Here is a 17,584-nt window from a genome sequence, read left to right on the forward strand (position 1 = left end):
ACTCATTCTCCTTGCTTCATCGAATTTTGGTGTTGCTTACTTCACCTGATTCATCACAATTCCAACCAGTGTCGCACCGGCCTGATCCATGAGCTGCTTTGTTTTACGTAAATCTTCCCGTTTGGTCCGGGCATGTCTGGCGACGAGAATCACACCATCCGTCAAGCTTGCGACCAGGCGGGCATCCGTATAATTCAGCGCCGGAGCCGAGTCGAGCAGTATGATGTCATATTCGCGTTTTAGCTCTTCCAGCAGCTCCACCATGCGTTCACTGCCGAGCAGATCAGCCGCGTTGTATAAGGTGTCGCCGCCGGGAATAACAGACAGCTCCGGCACGCCATGCCTGACGATGGACTTGGAAGAGGCTCCACCGCGCAAATAAGCCGATAAACCTCCGGTATTTTCCAATCCGAATATCTCGTGCAACGCTGGTGTATGGAGATTGCAATCCACCAGAGCCACCTTCCTGCCTTCTTGTGCAAAGGAAACGCCGATGTTGGCGAGCAGCGTTGTTTTGCCCGCTCCGCTTTCTGGCGAGGTCAGCAGAAGCACCGTCCCGCGGTCCGTCTGCCCGATGACCTGCTGCCGGATGTATGTACGGAGGGAACGGAATGATTCCGAGACATACGATGAAGGATTGCTTTCTGTAATCAACATGTCATTCAATCGCAGCATATTTACGCTCCCCTACTCGTTCTTTGGAATTTCCGGCTGCACCGCTGATGTCCTTCTTGCGAATGACAGGGATCGATGCAATCACCGGAATACCGATGTCCGCATCTGCCTCTTTTTCCGTGCGCAGCGTACCGTTGATGCTTTCCAGGAACACAATCGTGCCCAGCGCAATCATCAGCGATACGAGAAAGCTAATCGCAATATTCATGAGCGGATTCCCATTGGTGGGGTCAGGATTGGCCCGCGGGTCCGCCTCATTCAAAATTTTCACATTATTCAATTCCATCAGCCCCGGAACCGCCTGCACGAATTTCTGGGTTACCGCGTTGACAACAGCGGCGGCCTGTGAATAACTCCCTGCCTCAAACGTCAAGCCGATGACCTGACTTTTATCCGAGGTTTTGACCTGTAGCTTTTCTGCCAGCTTTTGCTGCGTCAAGCCGAATTCAGGATGAGCCGTTACGACAGCCTCCATAATTTTGGGTGAAGTGAGAATTTGCTTGTAGCTTTCCACCAAATTAAGACTTGTGTTGACGTCGTTCAGATTGTTGCTCCCCTGCTTACCGGAAATATGATTAACCAGCAGCTGACTTGAGGCGGAATAGACCGGCTTCACGACATTGTCGCTCACAAAGTAAGTCGTTACGCATGAGAGAATGACAAAAATCGCAATCAGCCACAATCTTTTTTTGATTAGTACCAGATAATCCAAAATGGTTTTCTCCACAAAAATCCTCCCTCCCATACAATTTCTCTTCTTATTTTAAGTATGATCTAATTGTAACAAGCTGCTGTGGGAACGACATGGAACCGGACGGCACTTTCTCCATCACTACAGGGGGAGGAGATTGTATACTTTTGGCTACAGCATGGTATACTTTTGTACCAGTCTTTGTTGATTATGGAAAAATAAATCGAAAAAAAGCCCCAAAACCACCGAAGCTGGTGATTTTGAGGCTTCTTCTGTTAATCGCTATATAAACTGAACTAGAAAGCTACATGGGCGCACTGCCCAGTCGGACATGCTTTCCATCGCCACCGCCTTCAGCGTATCACACGCTAGATGTTCGTTGGCTCGTACTTCGCCAGACCAATCGCATTGGCATACAACGCTGCCTGCGTCCGATCCGCCAGCCGAAGCTTAGCCAAAATCTGACTGACATGCTTTTTGACTGTAAATTCGCTGATGAATAACCGGGATGCAATCTCGCGGTTGCAGGCTCCCTGCCCCAGCTCGACCAATACTTCCTTTTCCTTCGGTGTCAGATCGTCTGTCAGATTGCCCGCATCCTCCCGCAGCTTGTTCTCCAGAATAGCAGGATCATAATATTTGCGTCCTTTGTTGACAAGATGAATCGCGTAAATTAGTTCCTCAGGCAAAGCCTCCTTGAGTACGTAGCCGTCCACAGAAGCTTCCTCTGCTTTCAGGAAGTCTTCTCGTGTGGCCGAGGATGTCAGCAAAATAAATTTGCTTCTGAACCCGCGTCCGCGTGCTATTTTGATAATATCCAGACCTGATTCGTCGGCAAGCTTCAAGTCCAGCAGCACCAGATCCGGGTCGGTTTCCTCGATAACCACAAGTGCTTCCTGTTGATTCTGGGCCTCTCCCGCAAACTGAACATTGGGCTGCATGGATATAACCGCAGCGAGTCCTTTCCGTACTAAAGGATGATCATCGACAATGACAATTTTCATGATTCGGCCTCCTGTCTACAGTTCAGGATTTGCATAATCCCTATGTATCCGATTGTTACCGTAGATTTTGTATTGCAGGATGTTCACACATCTTTATTCATAAGCATTTACTGGAATGGATAATCGGATCTGCGTTCCCTCTCCGATTCGACTTGAAATATCAAATTCACCTCCCATTGATTGAGCTAAATATTCCATATTCATCATGCCCAGGCCACTGCCTGCACTGACCGTCTCACCTCCTGCTACCATTCTCCCCGTCTCGAACCCTACTCCGTCGTCATGAATAGACAGTCTAATCACCTGGGGCGTCAATTTTAACTTCACATCAACCCGCTTGGCCAACCCATGCCGGATTGCGTTACCTGCGGCTTCGGATATGATGCGAAATAAAGCCTTTTGATACAAGTACGGCAGTGAAAAATGATCCCCATGAATATCAAAGTCAATCTGTACATGATTCAGCTTGGACAGCGTATGCAGATGGCTTTTCACCGTTCCTAACCAAGTTGGCCCCCCGCTCTTTTTCGAGCTTAGGCTATGAATGGCCCCTTTCAGCTCCCTGACTGCCTGGTTGGCGGATTGCTGAATCAGCTCAATTTGTTCCTCCACCTGCTCCTTGGGCTGATCATGCCATGTCTGCCGAAGTGAATGCGTCGCGTATACAATACCAAAAAGACTTTGTGATACATTATCATGCATTTCATTCGCAATCCGGTTCTGCTCGTTCGTTACAATCAACTGATTTTCGATACGCTCCAGCTCATAGCGCTCCAAAAACACGGCGCTCAGCTCAGCCAGGAATATCAGTTGCTGCACGAGCCAGCGTCTTCCCGTCAAACTTTGATCTGGGCCCAGTTTGAGTCCGATGGTTGCTACAAAACGAGTCGTCATCGGTACCGTAATCATGAGAAAATCGCCCCATTCCGGCAGATGCCTGAAAAACGGCTCCCGCTCTTCCCTGAATTCCTCGCGATAATTCCCGAGCTCCTCGAATAGCTGCTCCTCTTCCTCCACCGTCCAACCTGTCTGACTGCTCTCCGGCGCATCCTCCTCCTGACTGTCCAACCAGAAAAATGCGCGGCTCTGCTTCGTCAGCTTAACCGTGTAGTCCGAGATGACCTGCCCCAGATTCAACGCCTCGTTGTGGCTAGTTGTCTCCATGATGTGGTAAATCGACTTAATATGTTCCATCGTCTCATTAGCTTGCTCCTTCGCCATCTTCAACTCATTCTTCATGACACCGATCACCTGCATGGCCATCGTGGTCACAATCAGCACCAGGAATAAATTCGCATTTTGCAACACCATATCCCACAAAAAATATTGACCTGGTGTAAAAAAGATATAACAAAATGTGAGTACCAAGCCGATATAAGAAAGAAGGAGCGTCCAACTGTACCTCATAGAAAGGTGAGCACAAGCCACCAACATAGGGGTAATCACATACCATTTGAACGGACTATCCATCCCTCCCGTCGGGAGCAGCAACAAAATGATCCCTGCGGTTTCCAAAGCAATGCTGCATTTCAAAACCATATCATGCAGTCTGTACTTGCGGTAGATCCACGTAAATAATGTAACAGATAAAAATAGAAACACAATGAGTAATAACTTCTGCCACACATTTAATCTGGATGATTCGAACAAAAAAACAAGCGACGTTAAAGATAGTGATACATACCGATACAAAAAAATCATTTTGTCTTCTGCTGACTTCTTCAACTTCATCCTGTCACCCTATTCTATGTTTTGAAGGGACGATGGGGATTTGTTTGTGTACTCTAAAAAATCATAACCAATCCAAAAATAAATAACAAGACATAAACTCTAACGTAAACGGTTACATTCTAAAAATTTTGGTACTTTTTATAACATATTTACCGTTTCAGGAAAACATTTTGAGGGTAATGTCAGAAACTATAACGTTTGTCAAGGACATAAATCATATTTTCAGAGAACTAAAAAAGGACTTGCTGGTACCACCGTGATCATAACAGCGGTATTCAGCCTGTCCTTTTTTCAGTGAATTTGGTGCGGGGCTACATTAGCCCCCGGCACGCGCCAATTCACGCATATTGGCTTCAAATGCAGCCAGCAGAGCCTCATCCCCGCTCAAACCGGTTGCCTCTTCTTTTTGTATCTGTTCAACCATACGCTTGTAATCCTTCGGAATCACCCGTACAAACTGCTGAATCGCATTCTGCCAGTCATCCAAAATACGTTGTCCCGCTTCACTGCCTGTGTACGTGACATGGCGCTGAATCAAACCGTGCAGATCCGCTGCTTCCGCAGGATCTTCCACGCCTTCCAGCAACACCATCTCCAGGTTACAACGGCTTAGGAACGTTCCCTGAGGGTCATAGACGTATGCAATACCTCCAGACATCCCTGCTCCGAAATTCCGTCCGGTTTCGCCCAGTACAGCTACACGTCCGCCTGTCATATACTCACAGCCATGATCGCCGACACCCTCGACAACGATACGTGCGCCAGAGTTCCGGACGGCAAAGCGTTCCCCTGCAATTCCGCTAATATAAGCTTCCCCGCTGGTCGCTCCATACAAAGCCGTATTTCCGATAATAATGTTCTCTTCCGCCTTAAAGGTCGCTTTGTGGGATTTCTTCACAATAACCTTACCACCGGATAGCCCTTTACCTACATAGTCATTGCTATCGCCTTCAACGCTCAGCGTGATACCTTTCGGAATAAACGCCCCGAAGCTCTGACCTGCTGATCCGATGAAGTTAAAGCGAATCGTATCCTCAGGCAGCCCCGCCGCTCCGTACTTACGGGTAACCTCGCTGCCCAGAATCGTACCTACGGCCCGATTCACGTTCGTTATAGGCAAGGTAGCCTCTACAGCTGTTCCGTTCTCCAGCGCCCCGGCAGCCATCGGTACGAGCTTCTGCATATCAAGCGTTTCTTCCAGACCGTGGTTTTGGCGTTGTACGCGGTAACGTACACTGCCGTCTTCCAGCTCAGGAACATGCAGCAGCAAGCTCAGATCGACGCCTTTCTTCTTCCAGTGCGAGTCGGCGTTCACGGTATCCAGACAATCCGTGCGTCCGATCATTTCCTGAATCGTGCGGAAGCCCAGCTCGGCCATAATTTCGCGGACATCTTCTGCGATGAAACGCATAAAATTCACCACATGGGCAGGATCACCCATATAATTTTTGCGCAGCTCCGGATTCTGCGTAGCTACACCAACCGGACAGGTGTCCATTTGGCATACCCGCATCATAATACAGCCCAACGCCACAAGCGGCGCTGTAGAGAAGCCATATTCTTCTGCTCCCAGCAGGGCAGCTACCACCAGATCGCGGCCGGACAGCATCTTGCCGTCTGTCTCCAGCACTACACGGTCGCGCAGGTTGTTCAGCATCAGCGTCTGATGCGTCTCGGCCAGACCCAGCTCCCAAGGCATACCCGCATGGCGGATGGAGCCTTGCGGAGAAGCACCTGTACCGCCGTCATAGCCGCTGACCAGAATAATGTCAGCACGGCCTTTAGCCACTCCTGTAGCAATCGTGCCCACGCCTACCTCCGATACCAGCTTCACGTTAATGTCAGCACGTGGATTGGCATTTTTGAGATCATAGATCAGCTCTGCCAAATCCTCGATAGAATAAATATCGTGGTGCGGCGGCGGCGAAATCAGTCCCACGCCCGGCGTAGAACCACGCACCTCTGCCACCCAAGGATACACCTTGCGTCCTGGCAGTTGTCCGCCTTCGCCCGGCTTCGCGCCTTGCGCCATTTTAATCTGAATTTCATCGGCGTTCACCAAATAATTCGACGTTACACCGAATCGGCCTGATGCCACCTGCTTGATCGAGCTGCGACGGGAATCGCCATTGGCATCCGGTATGAAACGTGCAGGGTTTTCCCCACCTTCACCCGTATTGCTCTTGCCGCCGATACGGTTCATCGCAATCGCCATATCTTCATGCGCTTCCTGACTGATCGAGCCAAAGGACATAGCTCCCGTCTTAAAACGACGCATAATCGATGCAGCAGATTCCACTTCATCCAGTGGCACAGGTTCACCCACGGACTTCAACTGAAGCATGGAGCGGATCGTCAAATACTGTTCACTTTCGCCCTGCACCAGCTTGGCGTATTTCTTGTACAGCTTGTAGTCTCCCGAGCGAACCGACTGCTGGAGCAAATGTACCGTTTGCGGATTAAACAAATGCTCTTCCCCATCGTTACGCCATTGATATTCGCCGCCTGAATCCAACACTTTGTCGTTGCCGTCCTTGTCGGTAAAAGCCCGGTTGTGGTGAGCCAGCGCTTCCACCGTGACTTCCTCCAGACCGATACCGCCAATGCGGGAAGGTGTCCAGGTAAAGTAGCGATCAACAAAATCCTGTTTGAGACCTACGGCCTCAAAAATCTGTGCTCCACGGTACGACTGAATCGTGGAAATACCCATTTTGGACAATATTTTAACTACACCCTTGGTAGCAGCTTTAATATAATTTTTAATTGCTTTTTCGTGCGAAATGCCGCGCAGCAAGCCCTCTTGAATCATGACATCCAGCGTTTCGAAAGCCAGATACGGATTAACCGCACTCACGCCGTATCCAAGCAGCACCGCATAATGATGAATATCTCTCGGCTCTCCGGACTCCAGCAAAATACTTACACGTGTACGTGTACCCTGCTTGATCAAGTGATGATGCAGGCTCGAAACAGCCAGCAACGCCGGAATGGCCGCATTCTCAGCATCCACGCCACGGTCGGACAGAATCAGGATGTTATGACCCTTGTCAATGACACGGTCAGCAGCCTCAAACAGTCCTTCGAGTGCTTTACGCAGTCCTTCTGCGCCTTCCTTCGCTTCAAAGAAGATCGGAATCGTCATCGACTTGAAGCCTGGACGGTGGACGTGACGAATTTTAGCAAATTCCTCATTCGACAACACCGGTGAATCCAGACGAATCTGACGACAGCTTTCGGGTTCTGGATGTAGCAAATTGCGCTCAGGTCCAATCGTAGTTGCCGTGGACGTTACGATCTCTTCCCGAATGGCATCAATCGGCGGATTCGTGACTTGTGCGAACATCTGTTTAAAATAGTTGTACAATCGTTGTGGACGGTCAGACAGCACCGCCAATGGAGCATCATATCCCATCGAGCCAATCGGTTCCGCACCTGTGAGCGCCATCGGCTCCAAAATCTTGCGCAGTTCTTCAAACGTATAGCCAAAAGCCAGCTGAAGCTGGTTCACATTCTCATGCTTCGGCTCCGGCTGCTCCAATGCTTCCGGCAATTCATCCAGATTGACCAGATGCTCATCCAGCCATTGCTGATAAGGTTCCTCGGAAGCGATACGTTCCTTTAACTCTTCGTCAGAAACGATACGGCCTTCTTGGGTATCAACCAAAAGCATACGACCCGGACGAAGACGATCCTTGTAGAGTACATTTTCAGGAGGAATATCCAATACGCCCGCCTCTGAGGACAGTGCGATCAGATCGTCCTTGGTCACATAGTAACGCGCAGGACGCAGGCCGTTGCGGTCGAGAATCGCCCCAATTTGGATACCGTCTGTAAACGCCATTGCAGCAGGTCCGTCCCACGGTTCCATCATGGTGCTGTGATATTCATAAAATGCCCGTTTCTTCGGGTCCATGGTTTCATGGTTGTTCCAAGGCTCCGGTACCATCATCATGGCTACATGAGGAAGGGAACGGCCGCTCAGATACAGAAACTCCAGCGTATTATCAAACATAGCTGTATCTGAGCCATCTGGGTTAATGACTGGTTTTACCTTCTTGATATCTCCGCCAAACGCTTCACTTTCAAACTGGGCCTGACGTGCATGCATCCAGTTCACGTTACCACGCATTGTGTTAATTTCACCGTTGTGAATCATAAAACGATAAGGATGCGCACGATCCCAGCTCGGGAACGTATTCGTACTGAAGCGGGAATGGATCAGCGCGATCGCCGATGTCACCCGCTCATCCTGTAAATCCAGATAAAATTGTCCTACCTGCTCGGTTGTAAGCATTCCTTTGTATACAACCTTACGGCATGACAAACTCGGGATATAAAACGACTCACGGTTCTGGTCTTCTTCGTTATAGCGAATGGCAAGCTCCGCCCGTTTGCGAATAACATACAGTTTTCGTTCAAAGTCCAGTTCTTCCTTCAAATCGCTGCTGCGACCGATGAACACCTGACGTACGCCCGGTTTGGCCGCTTTCGCCGATTTGCCCAGCATTTCGTCATAAGTCGGAACATCACGGAAGCCCAGACAGTTCTGGCCCTCATCTACGATAATATCTCTCAGCTTCTGCTCATGAACTTCACGAACCTTCGGATCATTGGATACAAAAAGCATACCCACGCCGTAATGTCCGGCCTTTGGCAGCTTGAAGCCCAGTTGCTCCGCTTCCTCTTGGAAAAACAGATGCGGCACCTGAATCATAATCCCCGCTCCATCACCGGAGTTCGGTTCACTTCCCTGACCGCCCCGATGCTCCATATTTACGAGCATGGTCAAAGCCTGACTTACGATATCGTGTGATGGTTTTCCCTTAATGTGGGCAACAAAGCCCATGCCGCAGGCGTCTTTTTCGAATTGGGGATCATATAATCCCTGTTTGGGTGGTAAACCTGTCTGTCTCATGGAACGCAACCTTTCTGTTATAAAGTCATGCTGGCCTGAAATACAGGCGGCCGAATAGAAGACAGTGGCAACAAGAGGTAACTCAAAGAACAACTACGAGTACGAGGATTGGGGGACAAAACATGTGACGTATTCAAGGCGGTACGGTCCGCCGAATGCGAATGTTTTTCAATAATTATGCAATAGCTTGACTTGAAAAACACGTCGGATTTACTGATGAATCTAATTAGTTCTATCATTTTATCATTGACCTACCATGTTAGCAATTCAAAGTTTTTATGATTGTGATAATAAATCTTTTACATTACAGCTTCAACGTGGCAATGCAAAAACATACCATTTTTATGTATAAATATTCATTTTAAAAAACCAGCCTTTCCCATTCCCTAAGGAACAGAAAGGCTGATAAAGGATATCTGTTGAATATTCTCGTACTTGGACGCATAACTGCTATTCGGCAATACGGGTTAAAATTCGAGGCTTTCGCCGGGATTCAGGGCTTTACCCTCAATCCCTTCCTTGTGCAGACGGTCACAGAAGGCTTTCCCGTCCTGCTCAATGCCCGGGAAGGTATTGTAATGCACGGGTATCACGCGGCTTGCCCGCAGCCATTTAGCTGCCAGCAGCGCATCCTCCGGTCCCATGGTATAACCGTCACCTATCGGTAATACCGCAGCATCTATCGAGTTAGTTTCCCCAATGAGACGCATATCGCCAAACAGGGCGGTATCGCCAGCATGGAAAAATGTTTTGCCGCCTATGGTCAATAAAATGCCCGCAGGCTCACCCATATATATCGTTTGTCCCTCCACCATTAAAGAGGAACTGTGGAACGCAAGCGTGAATTTTACATGGAAGCCGTCAAATTGGTGACCACCGCCAAGATTCATACCGTGAGCCTTGGCTCCCTGAGATGAACAATAGTCAGCCAATTCCGCCACCGCAATCACCGGGCAATCGTTGCGCTTGGCAATTTCAACAGCATCTCCAAAATGATCGGCATGACCATGCGTCAACAGCACTGCATCCACCTGAATGTCCTCAGCTTTCACTGCTGCTTTAGGATTTCCAGTCAAAAAAGGATCAATGATAATCCGTTTGCCCTCTTCCTCCACCAGCACCACTGAATGTCCGTAATATGTGATTTTCATATCATTTGCCACCTCCATTGTCACTTTCAAAACTAGATACCTTTCCTTTACCCATTATACCTCTTTTTGCATACAAGCTTCACCTGTACACGAAAAAATATGTTCACAAAGCTGAACCCTGTTGTTTAGAAAGGGCTGTTATTTGTAGAAGGCTGCCTTTATTTATAAAAGGTATGATGGCCGATTGTTTTCACCTTGGTACGCGAATGATGAACCGTAAGATCCTCAGCCAACGTCAGCGACAGGAAAAAACAGGTATTATCAGGCACGGCTTTATGGCCGTTCAAAGCAGCCGTAACCGCACGAATGCTGTCCTGGTTGGGCTGAACACGACGAAGACGCCCGTTCGCGACCGGACTAAATTGCGCTTTTTGATAAATGACTGCCTGAATCGTATCGGGAAATGAGGCTGACCGCAGCCGGTTTAAGACAACGTTGGCAACTGCCACTTTGCCTTCGTACGGTTCGCCTTCTGCTTCTGCCATGACTATTTTTTGTAGCAGGAGCAGTTCTTTAGCGGAGACATGATAGCTCCAGGTAGACAACGCCTTGTCATCCTGAGAGAGCATTTGTGTCTTCGTAAAGTAGATGGTTGTAGGAGGGGTAAGAATTGCGGACTTGCTATGCTGGACTTCAGGCTTTTTCACGCCGGTTGCAACATTGCTCCGGGCTTGTCCCGCCTGCTTCATCTGGGAAGCGGGTAACGGAGTCGGCATGATTTGTCTCCAGCTCGGCTGTTGGTAAGCCTCGGCAAAGATGGGACTTGTCCTGTTTGACCCGTTACGGGTCCCCATCCTGTCCCCGTGTGAAGGAGCCAAAGAGTTCCCTGACCAGCTCAGAGATTGCATAGGTGCATTTTTTTTCTGTGTTTGTTGAACCTCAGCGTAGAGGCCTACCCCCAATATACAAACAAGCAGCACACTCAAAAGAGGTGCAAACCAACGATGTTCTTTAACGATTTCCATAATGTTCCTCCCGTGAACTCTAGGCACATTCCTCAGATATGTAACCCAAAATGCGCCTTTTGAATAACGCTGAAACACTATATCACTAAAATCGCTGATAGATCAAGGGTTTCACCTCAATAATGGGATTGTTTGAATTATTTGGTACATCGGTTTTTGGCCCATTCGGGTCGCATACAAAACAAATTCTCCCACTTCCCACGACTCGCCTATCCGGTCATTGGACTGAAACATAGACGCCGGAACAGGCTCCTGCCCTGTATATGAACGTGCTACTGTGATATGGGGTCGGTAAGGCCGTCCCTCCGGCTTAAAACCAAGCGGTTCGGTAGCCTGAACTATGGATTGCTGGAGCTGGTTCAAACAATCCTTTTGCCCGGTCACTCCCCTCCATAGCACACGCGGAAATCCATCTCGCCCAAAAGTCCCCGGTTCGCCAATGCCGAGAGTGAACGGGGGATGTGCAGCGGCCGCTTGAAATAAAGCCTGCTCCAGTTCCGGTATATCCTTGTTCGCCACATCACCCATAAACTGAAGTGTTACGTGATAATCCCTGAAATCGGTCCATTTTCGAAAAGACAGCTCGTTAACATCCTGCTCCACCCAGCGCCATAACTCCTCCTTATGCTCGCTCGGGAGAGCAACCGCGGTAAAAAGTCTTTGTGTCTGTGCTGTATGCGAAACTATCGGCTTTGATCCGTTCATCGTCATCGTCTTCCTTTCATCCCTAATCGGAGCTACAGTCATTCGTTGTTATCTATAGTGACACAGCAAGCTCGTTTTTACCCCTATTTATGCAATCTTTTCACCAATCTGTTATCCTTGAAAGGATGATTCATCAGAATATATTGGAAGCTCCAAAGAATTAAAAGCCGAGGAGGTAATGAATCATGGGAAACATCGTCAGTTTACACCAGCTTACCGCAGAGCAAGAAAAGCAGGTTCGTGCAGCAGCCCCGGGCTATGAGCTGGTCATCGGCAAAGCCCAAGAGCTGAATCCTGAACAAATCCGACAGGCCGAGGTCATTTTAGGCTGGTCCAAGCATATTGTCGAAGTGGCTTTGCATCCCGACAGCAAGCTGAAATGGATACAGACCTGGTCGGCGGGCATTGATAAGCTGCCACTTGCAGAGCTGGAAAAGCGTCATATTTTACTCACCAATACAAGCGGCGTTCATGCCGTTCCGATTACGGAGCAAATCTTCGGGATGCTGCTGTCGCATACACGGTATTTACAGCAAGCGGTTCTCTTACAACGTCAGAAAACATGGCAGCCACCGGAAGGCGATCTGACAGAATTACGTGGTAAAACACTGCTGATTACGGGCGTGGGCGAAATCGGGCGTGAAACGGCCCGGATCGCAGAAGCCTTCGGCATGCGAGTGATCGGAGTTCGTCGTTCCGGTAAGGATGCCCCTCATGTGAAGCGCATGTACACAAATGAGCAGTTACATGAAGCGTTAGGAGAGGCGGATATCGTGGTAAATATTCTGCCATTCACCAAGGAAACCCGTCACTTCTTTGACGAAAAGGCATTTGCAGCCATGCGTAAGGGAGCTTTCTTCATAAATGTAGGTCGTGGCAGCACTGTCCATACGGATGCACTTGTGCGCTCTCTGGAGCAAAAGCATATTGCCTTTGCCGGACTGGATGTATTCGAGGAGGAACCGCTACCCGCGTCACATCCGCTGTGGAGTCTGGAGAATGTCCTGATTACGCCTCATATTGCAGGCGACACGGACCGTTACGCTGAACGGGCGGTAGATATATTCCTCACCAATTTGAAAGCCTATGCTGCCGATCAGAAGCTGCCGCTGAACTTGGTTAACTACAAAACTCAGTATTAACAAACTATTCACAAATCCATATTTCCCGGCTCATACCTGTCTTGTGTATGCGGCATTGCTCCGTGAGGGTCCAGCCTGACTCAGACAGCAATGCTGCCATCGGCTCCGTGCTTACGACTACCGCTCGTGCGGCCAAGCGTCTCAGGCTGCGCAGCATCTGCTTTTGTTCATCGGCAGGGAGCACGGAGCACAGGTTATAGGGCATATCCAATATAGCTGCATCATAGGTTCCCTCCAGCAGATTCATATCTCCCAGCTTCACCCGATCCTCTTCATATCCAAAATGACGCAAATTCACGCGTGCCCCGCGTACCGCCAGCGGATTGATATCACAACCGCGAATATCCTTTCCCATGCTCAGTGCTTCAATCATTACATTACCCATGCCACAGCACGGGTCCAGCAGCTTCAATCGGCCCACATCTATATCCTGTGCTGCTATATCATGCACTGCTAAATTCACAAGCGCTTTGGCTACCAGCACTGGTAGTCCGGTGGAGTAGTTTTGCGGCTTATGACGGCGCTCCAGCCATGATCTGTCGCTGTACATGCACTTGCCGAGCAGCCACCGCTCTCCTACCTGTACGACACCCAAGGTGACATCCGGTTCCTTCATTTTCGCCTGCCCCCGAATACGTGCGCCAATGCGTCTTTCTATACCGCGTCGCTCGTCATAGTCGGCCACGTTGTCGCCTTCCTTGAGGCACAGGACCTTGAAGGTCTTCCCTTCTTCAAGGTGAATTGCGGAAGCTGCTTCGCATAGCTCATCCAAACTACCCGCATCTGCGGTCACATCCAGTCGAAGATGGATGAACGGGCTGGTGCCCGGCTCCAACTGCCGATAGGACAGCAGCATGGAATCATGCGCAGGCGGCTGGCCGAACAAGCTTTTCAACTCCAACAGACACAGCTCTCGCTCGGTTTCATGACACGCGTAGGTATATATGCATCTTTGCATATTCATAGCAGTACTATTGATTTCATGTCGGTTCATGTCAGATCTCTTTTCATTTGGAATCACAGCTAGAATTTACGGCCTCCGCTATAAGACGGTAGGATTGAAGTCGCTGCTCATAATCGGGAATGGGGGTAACCAGCAGAAATTCATCATTATCGTACTCAACCTGCAAGCTGCGCAACCGTTCCGCAACATCCGATGGTGTCCCCACCAACCAATTAGCCCGTATGGCCGGGTCACTCATTGTAACCTGTGCTGCCCACTGCTGCGCCTGTTCATCCGTTAAGGCACATATGGCCCCTACAGCAACCATCGTACGGGGCTTGTCCATTCGTTTGGACGGCTGAAAGGCGGAACGGTAAATGCTCAGCATTTCTCTCGTATCCTGCTCACTCATAAATTGACCGAACACATAGCCAGTTGAATACCGGGCGGCGTATTCAGCGCTTTTACGGTTTGTACCCAGCATCCACAGCGCAGGTGGCTGTTCAGGCATCGGGCGGGCAAACACGGGCACCTGCTCATACTCGTATGTGCCTTCCAGCAAAGCCAGCAGCGCTTCCGTCGTCTGTGGCAGTTCAGCCACATGCTGGAGAAAGTTGCCGCTCAGCGCCATCGAAGCATGCGGTCCTCCACCGGGTGCTCTCCCGAGACCCAGCTCGACTCTGCCCGGATATAGAGCCGCCAGCAGATGAAACCATTCTACGACCTTGACCGGACTATAATGCGGAAGCAAAATAGCGCCTGCCCCCAGCTTGATTTTCCGGGTCACCGCCCCGATGTGAGCCAGCAACACTTCCGGACTGGAGGAAGCCATCCCCTCTATATCATGATGCTCCGAAGTCCAGTAGCGCGTATAGCCCCACGCTTCCGCACGTCTCGCCAGCTCTCCTGCCCATTGAACGGCCTGCTCCGGTCGGTTTCCGGGCAGCAACGGCACCATATCAAGTACCCCCAGCTTCAATGATTTGGCAGGTATAGACTGAGAACCCATAAATATCTCTCCCTTTTTTTACATACTTAAAAACCAGTTTCTTCTACTATATAGGGTTAAATGAAACGTTAGTCCAGATCGTAAATGGAACCCACCTTCAAACCATACAGCTCATTATAGATTTTCTCGGCAAACGCATCGGTCATTCCTGCAATATAATCAATGACCATATGCTCCCATGTCCAGATCGGTTTTGCCTTAGCCTGATCACGTTCAAAGCGTTGGAGCCAATCACTCGGAATAATGGACTTGGATGTCTCTGGATCGAGAAAAGCCAGCCACAGCCGTCTGAGCATCCATTCACTCCGTTTTTGCAGCCGCTGTACGCGCAGATCACGGATCATCGTGACCCAAGCAAAGCTTTTCAGCACACTCACGGTACGAAGCATATCGAGATCCTCGCTTCCATCCCGCACAAAAGTAACCTTTTTCCAATCACCCGCATCAATTACACCCAAGCTGCTGACGAACAGACTGACCCAGTACGCTTTCACCTCACGCCGGGTGCGGGAATAATCGTGTTCACACATCGGCATCTTTCCATTCCATACCTTCAAAAATTCACTGAGCACAGCCGCCACCTTCTGTTCGATCTGAGCCAGCTGCCAGCCTTGCCAGAAGCTATCCTCCAACGTGGTGATTTTTTCTGTAATCAGACGGATCAAATACGGATCATATAAAAAATGCTCGTGCACCTCAATTTTCCCTGCCTTAATTCCGTCCTCCAGATCATGAGCGGAATACGCAATATCGTCGCACAGGTCCATAAGCTGGGCCTCCAGCGTCTTTTGACCATCGGGAATTCCCCAATCCTCACGGATGGAACGAATGTATTCCCACTCATGCAGGTACATCCCTTTTTTGTTCAAAATCCCCGGATACGGGTACTTGTTGATCCCCAGTAACACAGCATCCGACAAATTCAGACCATCCACGTTCTCACGCTTCTCCAAAAACATAATCAGACGGAAATTGTGTGCGTTCCCCTCAAAATGCTCATAGATCCGTCGCTCACGTGCATATGCCTCCAGCCCCTGCTTGGACTCAGGCGTGAAGCCTCCGGCGGCCGCTATCTTTTCCACCTTCGTCTCGATCAACTGATCCAAAATGCCGTCCAGTACCTCTTCGCCCTTGTGTCCGAACGGCGGATGACCAAAATCATGCGCAATGGACGCACACTCCACCACCTCGGGGTCAATAATCAGCCCGGCGTTATCCGCCTGCCCCAGCTCCACCTCGGGATGCCGCCGCAGCAAGCTGCGTGCCGCTTCACGTGCAATCTGCGCTACCTCCAGCGAATGTGTCAACCGTGTACGGTAATAATCTCCCGTGCCTGCGCCAAAAACCTGGGATTTGCCTTGCAGCCGACGAAAGGTCGGTGAATGAATCAACCGGGAATAATCCCGTTCATATGCGGCCCGTGAAGCGTCGCTTCGTGTCTGTTCCGGAAACTGCCGATGCTCTCTCTTGTTTTGCCATGTCATAAAGCCCACTCCCAACGTACTCAATTGGAGTGATTATACATTTTTTTTACGTCTCAGGAAAGCTCACACGACTTGCATCGAGAAGATTGTATGTACGGTTGAATGAATCGAAGTTCGTTACACGAAAAATATCATATGAAAAAGGTGTTGCTCCAGCCCTTAGGATTCAGGTCGGGGAACACCTTTTTTATTAATATTAGAAGTATATAAGCTAAACTTGAAAAATATACCTCACTGCTTTTGTTCTAGCGCTTTGCTCTCGGGTCCAGCACATCCCGCAAGCCGTCACCCATCAGGTTAAAGCCCAATACAGTCAGCATAATGGATATACCCGGAAAAATAACAGTCCATGGTGCGTTCTGGATGTATTGGCGTGAATCCGACAGCATTTTCCCCCACTCCGGCTGAGGAGGCTGTGCGCCCAAGCCGAGAAATCCAAGCGCTGCCGCTTCAATGATCGCCGTTCCAATCCCCAGCGTGCCCTGTACGATGATCGGTGTCAGGCTGTTCGGCAAAATATATCGGAGTATGATTCGAACATTATTCGCCCCAAGCGCTCTGGCAGAAGTGATGTATTCCTCGGTTTTGACACTGAGCACCTTGGAGCGCACCAACCGTCCGTACGTTGGCACATTGACAATGGCAATGGCGTACAACGCATTTTCCAGGGAAGGCCCTAGAATTGCAACAATGGCAATTGCCAACAAAATCCCCGGAAATGCCAGTAAAATGTCGAATAGCCGCGAGATGACCATATCTGCCCATTTTCCATAAAATCCAGCGATTAAACCTAAGGCTGTTCCTACAATCATTGAACCAATGACGGACAGAAAACCGACCCACAACGAGATTCTGGCCCCATACAGCGTACGAGTCAGCAGATCCCGACCGAGATCGTCCGTACCGAACCAATGCTCTGCAGAAGGGGGCTGCAAGCGCCCCACCAAATTCTGCGCTTTATAGTCAAAAGGAGCAATCCACGGCGCGATCAAAGCAATAATGACAAAGAATATAATAATGCTGAGGCCGACAAGCGCCATTTTATTGTGCTGAAAAGCCCTCCACGCGTCTCTCCAAGGGCCGGACACGACAGGCACATGCGCCAGCGTATGGCGTGTCGTCGGTATATTATTGGGTTCCATCGAAAATTGTGACATCGGACAAGCTCC

13 protein-coding genes are annotated in these 17,584 nt (G+C 49.6%); 1 reads left to right on the forward strand and 12 read right to left on the reverse strand.

The features are described from left to right. Nucleotides 1–36: 36 nt before the first annotated feature. From L696_RS0119465 to thpR, 8 genes are all read right to left on the reverse strand, one after another. On the reverse strand, nt 37–675 hold the full coding sequence (locus L696_RS0119465; RefSeq protein ID WP_025685122.1) for a CpsD/CapB family tyrosine-protein kinase: 639 nt from the start codon (nt 673–675) through the stop codon (nt 37–39). Further along, nucleotides 659–1,402, reverse strand: a complete 744-nt coding sequence (locus tag L696_RS0119470; protein WP_025685123.1) for a YveK family protein — start codon at nt 1,400–1,402, stop codon at nt 659–661. Before L696_RS0119470 ends, L696_RS0119465 begins: the two co-directional genes overlap by 17 nt. 332 nt (nt 1,403–1,734) lie before the next feature. Continuing rightward, nucleotides 1,735–2,370 (reverse strand): response regulator, encoded by a 636-nt coding sequence (locus tag L696_RS0119480; RefSeq protein WP_014280249.1) that lies wholly within the window; start codon nt 2,368–2,370, stop codon nt 1,735–1,737. A gap of 93 nt (nt 2,371–2,463) precedes the next feature. Then, nucleotides 2,464–4,101 (reverse strand): sensor histidine kinase, encoded by a 1,638-nt coding sequence (locus tag L696_RS0119485; protein ID WP_025685124.1) that lies wholly within the window; start codon nt 4,099–4,101, stop codon nt 2,464–2,466. 316 nt (nt 4,102–4,417) lie between these two features. Then, nucleotides 4,418–9,016 carry a glutamate synthase large subunit gene (gene gltB, locus L696_RS0119490; protein ID WP_025685125.1) on the reverse strand — a complete coding sequence of 1,533 codons (4,599 nt, stop codon included), beginning with the start codon at nt 9,014–9,016 and terminating at the stop codon, nt 4,418–4,420. Between the two features lie 467 nt (nt 9,017–9,483). Beyond that, on the reverse strand, nt 9,484–10,167 hold the full coding sequence (locus tag L696_RS0119495; RefSeq protein WP_025685126.1) for a metal-dependent hydrolase: 684 nt from the start codon (nt 10,165–10,167) through the stop codon (nt 9,484–9,486). 158 nt (nt 10,168–10,325) lie between these two features. Further along, a complete protein-coding gene (locus L696_RS0119500; RefSeq protein WP_025685127.1) occupies nt 10,326–11,132 on the reverse strand; it encodes a cell wall hydrolase in 807 nt (268 codons plus the stop codon). A 111-nt stretch (nt 11,133–11,243) separates the two neighbouring features. Beyond that, nucleotides 11,244–11,837: an RNA 2',3'-cyclic phosphodiesterase gene (gene thpR / locus L696_RS0119505; protein WP_025685128.1), complete on the reverse strand. Its 594-nt coding sequence runs from the start codon at nt 11,835–11,837 to the stop codon at nt 11,244–11,246. A gap of 185 nt (nt 11,838–12,022) precedes the next feature. On the opposite strand from thpR, the gene L696_RS0119510 reads away from it, so the two are divergent. Then, nucleotides 12,023–12,979, forward strand: a complete 957-nt coding sequence (locus L696_RS0119510; RefSeq protein WP_025685129.1) for a D-2-hydroxyacid dehydrogenase — start codon at nt 12,023–12,025, stop codon at nt 12,977–12,979. A 4-nt stretch (nt 12,980–12,983) separates the two neighbouring features. Here L696_RS0119510 and L696_RS0119515 read toward each other — a convergent pair whose 3' ends face one another. The 4 genes from L696_RS0119515 to nikC form a co-directional block, all read right to left on the reverse strand. Next, nucleotides 12,984–13,973 carry a THUMP domain-containing class I SAM-dependent methyltransferase gene (locus L696_RS0119515; protein ID WP_025685130.1) on the reverse strand — a complete coding sequence of 330 codons (990 nt, stop codon included), beginning with the start codon at nt 13,971–13,973 and terminating at the stop codon, nt 12,984–12,986. 13 nt (nt 13,974–13,986) lie between these two features. Continuing rightward, nucleotides 13,987–14,931 (reverse strand): MsnO8 family LLM class oxidoreductase, encoded by a 945-nt coding sequence (locus L696_RS0119520; RefSeq protein WP_025685131.1) that lies wholly within the window; start codon nt 14,929–14,931, stop codon nt 13,987–13,989. Nucleotides 14,932–14,999: 68 nt separating this feature from the next. Next, nucleotides 15,000–16,415, reverse strand: a complete 1,416-nt coding sequence (locus L696_RS0119525) for a deoxyguanosinetriphosphate triphosphohydrolase family protein (protein ID WP_025685132.1) — start codon at nt 16,413–16,415, stop codon at nt 15,000–15,002. A 245-nt stretch (nt 16,416–16,660) separates the two neighbouring features. Beyond that, nucleotides 16,661–17,572, reverse strand: coding sequence for a nickel transporter permease (nikC, locus tag L696_RS0119530; protein ID WP_025685133.1), 912 nt, complete (start codon nt 17,570–17,572; stop codon nt 16,661–16,663). Between the last annotated feature and the right edge of the window lie 12 nt (nt 17,573–17,584).

Source organism: Paenibacillus maysiensis, assembly GCF_000520815.1.
GTDB classification, from domain to species: Bacteria; Bacillota; Bacilli; order Paenibacillales; family Paenibacillaceae; genus Paenibacillus; species Paenibacillus maysiensis.

Coding starts and splice junctions, on each gene's coding strand:
- L696_RS0119465 (WP_025685122.1), bottom strand. CDS start 675: ATGCTGCGATTGAATGACATGTTGATTACAGAAAGCAATCCTTCATCG.
- L696_RS0119480 (WP_014280249.1), bottom strand. CDS start 2,370: ATGAAAATTGTCATTGTCGATGATCATCCTTTAGTACGGAAAGGACTC.
- L696_RS0119485 (WP_025685124.1), bottom strand. CDS start 4,101: ATGAAGTTGAAGAAGTCAGCAGAAGACAAAATGATTTTTTTGTATCGG.
- gltB (WP_025685125.1), bottom strand. CDS start 9,016: ATGAGACAGACAGGTTTACCACCCAAACAGGGATTATATGATCCCCAA.
- L696_RS0119495 (WP_025685126.1), bottom strand. CDS start 10,167: ATGAAAATCACATATTACGGACATTCAGTGGTGCTGGTGGAGGAAGAG.
- L696_RS0119500 (WP_025685127.1), bottom strand. CDS start 11,132: ATGGAAATCGTTAAAGAACATCGTTGGTTTGCACCTCTTTTGAGTGTG.
- thpR (WP_025685128.1), bottom strand. CDS start 11,837: ATGAACGGATCAAAGCCGATAGTTTCGCATACAGCACAGACACAAAGA.
- L696_RS0119510 (WP_025685129.1), top strand. CDS start 12,023: ATGGGAAACATCGTCAGTTTACACCAGCTTACCGCAGAGCAAGAAAAG.
- L696_RS0119515 (WP_025685130.1), bottom strand. CDS start 13,973: ATGAACCGACATGAAATCAATAGTACTGCTATGAATATGCAAAGATGC.
- L696_RS0119520 (WP_025685131.1), bottom strand. CDS start 14,931: ATGGGTTCTCAGTCTATACCTGCCAAATCATTGAAGCTGGGGGTACTT.
- L696_RS0119525 (WP_025685132.1), bottom strand. CDS start 16,415: ATGACATGGCAAAACAAGAGAGAGCATCGGCAGTTTCCGGAACAGACA.
- nikC (WP_025685133.1), bottom strand. CDS start 17,572: ATGTCACAATTTTCGATGGAACCCAATAATATACCGACGACACGCCAT.